Origin of the sequence: Daejeonella sp. (genome assembly GCF_044348475.1) — a bacterium.
In the GTDB taxonomy this organism is placed as follows: domain Bacteria; phylum Bacteroidota; class Bacteroidia; order Sphingobacteriales; family Sphingobacteriaceae; genus Daejeonella.
Genome location: NZ_JBIKSU010000108.1, coordinates 1 through 5,149, shown reverse-complemented (window position 1 = coordinate 5,149; position 5,149 = coordinate 1). Strand labels below are relative to the sequence as shown.

The following is a 5,149-nucleotide window of genomic DNA, read 5'->3' as shown; positions in this document are numbered from 1 at the left end:
GTTAAGGTGTCCTGACAGGAGATTAAGCCCAGCATCAACAACGACATAAATAAAAACAATGTTTTGATCTGCTTCATTATATATTATTCTGCAGGACGCTCACGGTTATTATTATTTCTAAAGTTTTTTCTTCGCTTATTGTTTCGGCTAGTTCCCGCCGGGCGTTCTGCCGATGGTTCAGCAGCCTGATTGGCCTGTGCCGCATTTGGCGTAATTTCTTGCCTTACCGGCCTAGTGCCTAAACCTGCCTCAGCCTGTGGCTGTGAGTTTCCTGGTCCTTTAGGTTTATTCCCTTTTTTACGATTGTTCTTCTTGTTTCTTATAGACTTATTATCAAGGCGAGTTAAACTATCCTGACCCACAACATTTTCATAATCAAACACTTTGGCAATAACTGGCTTATCTTTTTCAGGAAGCTCCTCTTTCAAGAATTCGGGTTTAATTCCGTCCTTGTTTAATTTCTGGATTTCTTTAACTCTCGCTAAATCTAATGCTATCCAGTTTTCATCATTAGGATAGCTAAACCACATCAGTTTTTTGAAAATATCTGTTTTTTGATGTCTGACCGTGCCTGTTAAAGTCTCTAAACGTTCTACATTGTCTGGAATATCTTTCAGAGCATCCATATACGTATCAAGCTCATAATTCAGGCAACACTTTAATTTGCCACATTGCCCCGCAAGCTTTAGGGTATTTAGAGAAAGATTCTGATATCTGGCAGCAGAGGTTGAAACCGTCTTAAAATCTGTTAACCAAGTTGAACAGCAAAGTTCACGTCCGCAAGAACCAATTCCACCTAAACGACTGGCTTCTTGGCGCATACCAATTTGGCGCATTTCTATTCGAATCCGGAAGGTTTCTGCCATCTTCTTGATCAGTTCTCTAAAATCAACACGACCCTCAGCGGTATAATAAAATGTTGCTTTTGTTCTGTCGCCCTGATAATCTACATCACTAAGTTTCATAGCCAGGCCCAGTTCTTTAGCCAATACCCTAGACTTATGCATCGTTTCAAATTCAAGATCTTTTGAAACCTTCCATTTATCAACATCAGTAGGGGTAGCTTTACGATAGATCTTTTTAACTACATCTTCTGTACGAACATGCCTCTTTTTAAGCTGCATGCGAACCAATTCGCCAGTCAAAGAAACGTGGCCAATATCATAGCCGCCTGTTGTAGTTTCAACAGCTACAAGCTCACCAGCTTCGAGATAAAGATTTTCTGTATTGAGATAAAACTCTTTTCTAGAGCCCTTAAATTTAATTTCGATGATATTAAATGGTTTATAATTTGAAGGCATGTCCATATGTGACAGCCAGTCATAAACATCTAATTTACTGCAACCATTGGTAAGGCAAGAGCCATTACTCTTGCATCCTGCAGGGGCACAGCCACCTGTTGAACAACTTCCACATCCCATATCTAATTCAGTATATATTGAGTCCCCGCAGGGAGCGTATTAAACTTTAATATTTTAACGAATTGTAAAGATACATCTAAAAATAAAATTTTCGGATTCGCATTGCGCTCAATATGATAATGAGCCTTTTCTAATTCATTTATAATGGCTTCAGCTTTTGCAAGATCAAGTTGTTTGCTAAAATTTTGAACAAAATCCAATTCTGAAGATTGCAGGTGAACCAATTCATCTGCTCCTGAAATAACCATAATACATTCGCGAATCAAATGTATTCCATATCGCAAAAGGTTTTTTTGATTTTCGCGGCCTAATTTTGATGATTCATCAACAAATAGAAATATCTGCCCTCCTTTATCTGCAAAGGTCATTCGCATCCATGAAGAAAAGAGCCTGAAATCATCACTTTCATCTTCTTTCAAAAAGTTTAATGCGCTTTGTAAATTCCCTTCACTCAAATAGGCAATCCTGGCAGCCTGTGTTTCTGGAATATCTTTACTTTGAACCAAATATTGTACAATATCCTGTTTAGTTAAGGCCGGAATTTTAACCAGCTGAGTTCTTGAAATGATTGTATTTAAAATTTGATCTTGGTTTTTTGCAATTAAAATAATCAGAGTTTTTTCTGCCGGTTCTTCCAATGTTTTCAATAACCTGTTTCCTTCATTCTTTAAATATTCAGGAAGCCAAACAATCATTGTTTTAAACTCCGATTCAAACGGTTTTAACGATAATCTATGCAAGATATTTAAACACTCTGCCTTATTGATATTTGGCTGCTTATTTTGAGCATCCAAACGGTTACGCCATTCATCCAGATCAAAATAGGGATTACTCAGAACAAGATCTCGCCATTCTTCCAGATCGGCTGAAGAATCCTCCTTTTCACCTCCTCTAAAAAAAGGATATGAAAAATGAAGATCGGGATGAATGAGTTTATTATACTTTCTGCAGGAAGAACATAAACCACAGCTGTCTGCTTCTTGGCGGTCAGTACAGGAAATAAATTGTGCATACGCCAATGCAAGTGCAAAATTTCCGGAACCATCCGGACCAAGGAATAATTGCGCATGACTTACCCTGTTCTCATGAACCGATTGAATTAATTGTTCTTTAACTTCCTTCTGGCCAATAATTTCACAAAACAGCATGGTGCAAAATAAGAAAAATTATGCTTTTCAACAGATGTTCTTTGGGAAGTTTATTAATACATAAGGGTCCTGATTCCAAGTATTTTATGAGCATGGCTATGGCCCAGACAAAATCTTCATCCTCAAGGTTCCAATAAATTATACCCCCAGGTTTAAAAAAATCTTAGTTTTGCCTTAACCAATTATTAAATCCCATTGAAAATTAATAAAACTGCAAGATTAGATCTTTCTAGGAAAGAAATGCAAGACTTTGGCTACAAAGTTGTTGATGCAATTGTTGATCATTTTGAAACACAGGATCAAAAACTTCCGGTAGCTACGGCCAGCCGAAAGGAAATTGATGCGCTTTTTTGCGAAGAAGCGCCAGAAAATCCAATGGCTGCCGATGATGTGTTAAAGTTTGTTCTTGAAAATGTAATGACCAACAGTAATGTTATAACCCATCCAAAAGCTTATGCATTTGTACCGGGTCCTAGCAATTACATCAGTGTGATGTCTGATACACTGGCCACAGGATTTAATATTTTTGCGGGCGGATGGGTAGGATCGCCGGCAGCAGCAGGTGTTGAAATTAATACGGTGAATTGGATGTTAAAACTTTTCAATTTTCAAGTAAAAAAAGGTGGCGGAATCTTCACCAGTGGTGGATCTATGGCAAACCTAACCGCACTAGCAACAGCAAGAAAGGTGAAATGTGGAGATGAATTTTCAAAAGCAATCATCTATTTATCTGATCAAGCACATTCATCCAATATTAAAGCAATTAATATTCTTGGATTTAAGAAAGAGCAGGTCAGGATCATTCCAACTGATATGGAGTTTAAATTTTCGATCAATAAACTTAAAAATGCAATTGCAAAAGATAAGATCGAAGGGCTTCAGCCTTTCTGTATGATTGCTTCAGCAGGTACAACCAATACTGGTACCATTGATCCACTCGAAGAGCTTGCCAAAATCTGTAAAAAAGAAAATATCTGGTTGCATGTTGATGGGGCATATGGAGCCGCTGCTATGCTTTCCAAAAATGGTAAGAAGTTACTAAAAGGAATCGAAAAAGCAGATTCACTAACAGTTGATCCACATAAATGGCTTTTCCAGCCCTATGAAATTGGCTGCCTGCTGGTTCAAAATCATAAATGGCTGAGCCGTACTTTTACTGAAAAACCGGTTTACCTTAGAGATATTGAAGGCAATCCATCAGAGATAAATTTTTACGATCACGGTATTGAATTAACAAGAAATTTTAGAGCATTAAAGTTTTATATGTCGATAAAAACCTTCGGTTTACAGGCATTTAGAAAGGCCATTGATTATAGTATCGATCTTACCGAAGCGGTTGAAGCTGAATTAAGAAAAAGTAATAAATGGGAGGTTATTTCACCGGCAACTCTTGCCATAATTAATTTCAGATATAATACAGTAGAAGAAAAATTGTCTGAAAAAAAGCTTGACGAAATGAATCAAAAAATATCGGCAAAAATGATGGCTTCCGGTGAGGCTCTTCTGGTTACAACAATTTTGCAAGGTCAGGTGGTATTAAGAATGTGCCTAATCAACCCAAGAACCACTATTGAAGATGTAAAAAATACATTGACGCTATGCGAGAAGTTTGCTTTAGAATAAACATTTGCTCATTTAACATCGCTTAATCCTATATTTGTTTCTGTTCAATATTAAACAGCTTATGCGAGTTCTAGCTTTCGATTATGGTACTAAACGCATTGGAATTGCTGTAACCGATCCGCTGCAGATCATAGCTACTGGCCTGGATACCATTCATCCCAAAGATATTATTGAGTATCTCAAAAAATACCTATCAACAGAACAGGTAGAGCTTTTTGTGGTTGGTGAACCCAGACAGATGAATGGTAGTCCGTCACAATCGGCACCTCATATTAAAGGATTTATCACTACTCTGAATAAAAATTTTCCAGAAATACCCATCGAGCAGATTGATGAACGATTTACATCCAAAATGGCATCAGCCGTTGTTGCTCAAAGTGGTTTCAAAAAAACAGACCGACAAAATAAAGAGCGGCTGGATACTATTTCTGCAACAATCATCCTGCAAACCTATCTGCAGAAAAAAAGCATGGGCTTTTAAAAACGGGCAAAAACTCAAAATACCTATCTTTAAGCCATGGAGCTATTCAGTGAAGAACTAACACACTATCTAGAAAATTCTTGCGAGCCTGAAAATGAACTTCTCAAGCATATAAACCGAGAAACACACCTCAAAGTTTCTATGCCACGTATGCTTTCAGGTCATTATCAGGGTAAATTGCTTAGCATGATCAGTAAAATGGTTAATCCTGAACGGATACTTGAAATTGGCACTTTTACAGGTTATGCCACCCTTTGTTTGGCAGAAGGGCTCAGAGAAAATGGGCGTATCTACACCATAGATATCAATTTAGAACTAGAAGATATGGTTAGGTCAAACTTTAAAAAATCTGATCTCAATTCAAAGATAATGTATCAAATTGGCGATGCTAAACAGATTATACCCACTCTAAATGAAACTTTTGATCTCGTATTTATTGATGCTGATAAAAAAAATAATGCTACCTATTATGAAAT

5 protein-coding genes are annotated in these 5,149 nt (G+C 37.2%); 3 read left to right on the top strand and 2 right to left on the bottom strand.

Translation table 11 applies throughout. The features are described 5' to 3' along the window. Positions 1-83: 83 nt before the first annotated feature. The gene (locus ACIQZ6_RS11715; protein WP_395811309.1) at positions 84-1,421 is read right to left on the bottom strand and encodes a stage 0 sporulation family protein; all 1,338 of its coding nucleotides are present in this window, start codon (positions 1,419-1,421) and stop codon (positions 84-86) included. A 2-nt stretch (positions 1,422-1,423) separates the two neighbouring features. Continuing rightward, complete coding sequence (locus ACIQZ6_RS11710; protein WP_395811307.1) at positions 1,424-2,569, bottom strand: ATP-binding protein; 1,146 nt, start codon at positions 2,567-2,569, stop codon at positions 1,424-1,426. Positions 2,570-2,764: 195 nt separating this feature from the next. On the opposite strand from ACIQZ6_RS11710, the gene ACIQZ6_RS11705 reads away from it, so the two are divergent. From ACIQZ6_RS11705 to ACIQZ6_RS11695, 3 genes are all read left to right on the top strand, one after another. Further along, positions 2,765-4,192, top strand: coding sequence for a pyridoxal phosphate-dependent decarboxylase family protein (locus ACIQZ6_RS11705; RefSeq protein ID WP_395811305.1), 1,428 nt, complete (start codon positions 2,765-2,767; stop codon positions 4,190-4,192). Between the two features lie 61 nt (positions 4,193-4,253). After that, positions 4,254-4,673, top strand: coding sequence for a Holliday junction resolvase RuvX (gene ruvX, locus ACIQZ6_RS11700; protein WP_395811303.1), 420 nt, complete (start codon positions 4,254-4,256; stop codon positions 4,671-4,673). Positions 4,674-4,709: 36 nt separating this feature from the next. Then, positions 4,710-5,149, top strand: a 440-nt coding sequence (locus ACIQZ6_RS11695) for an O-methyltransferase (protein WP_395811301.1), incomplete at its 3' end; no start/stop codon positions are given.

What these genes read in the sequence shown, in the direction of transcription:
- ACIQZ6_RS11715 (WP_395811309.1), bottom strand. Translation starts at nt 1,421, where the DNA reads ATGGGATGTGGAAGTTGTTCAACAGGTGGCTGTGCCCCTGCAGGATGC.
- ACIQZ6_RS11710 (WP_395811307.1), bottom strand. Translation starts at nt 2,569, where the DNA reads ATGCTGTTTTGTGAAATTATTGGCCAGAAGGAAGTTAAAGAACAATTA.
- ruvX (WP_395811303.1), top strand. Translation starts at nt 4,254, where the DNA reads ATGCGAGTTCTAGCTTTCGATTATGGTACTAAACGCATTGGAATTGCT.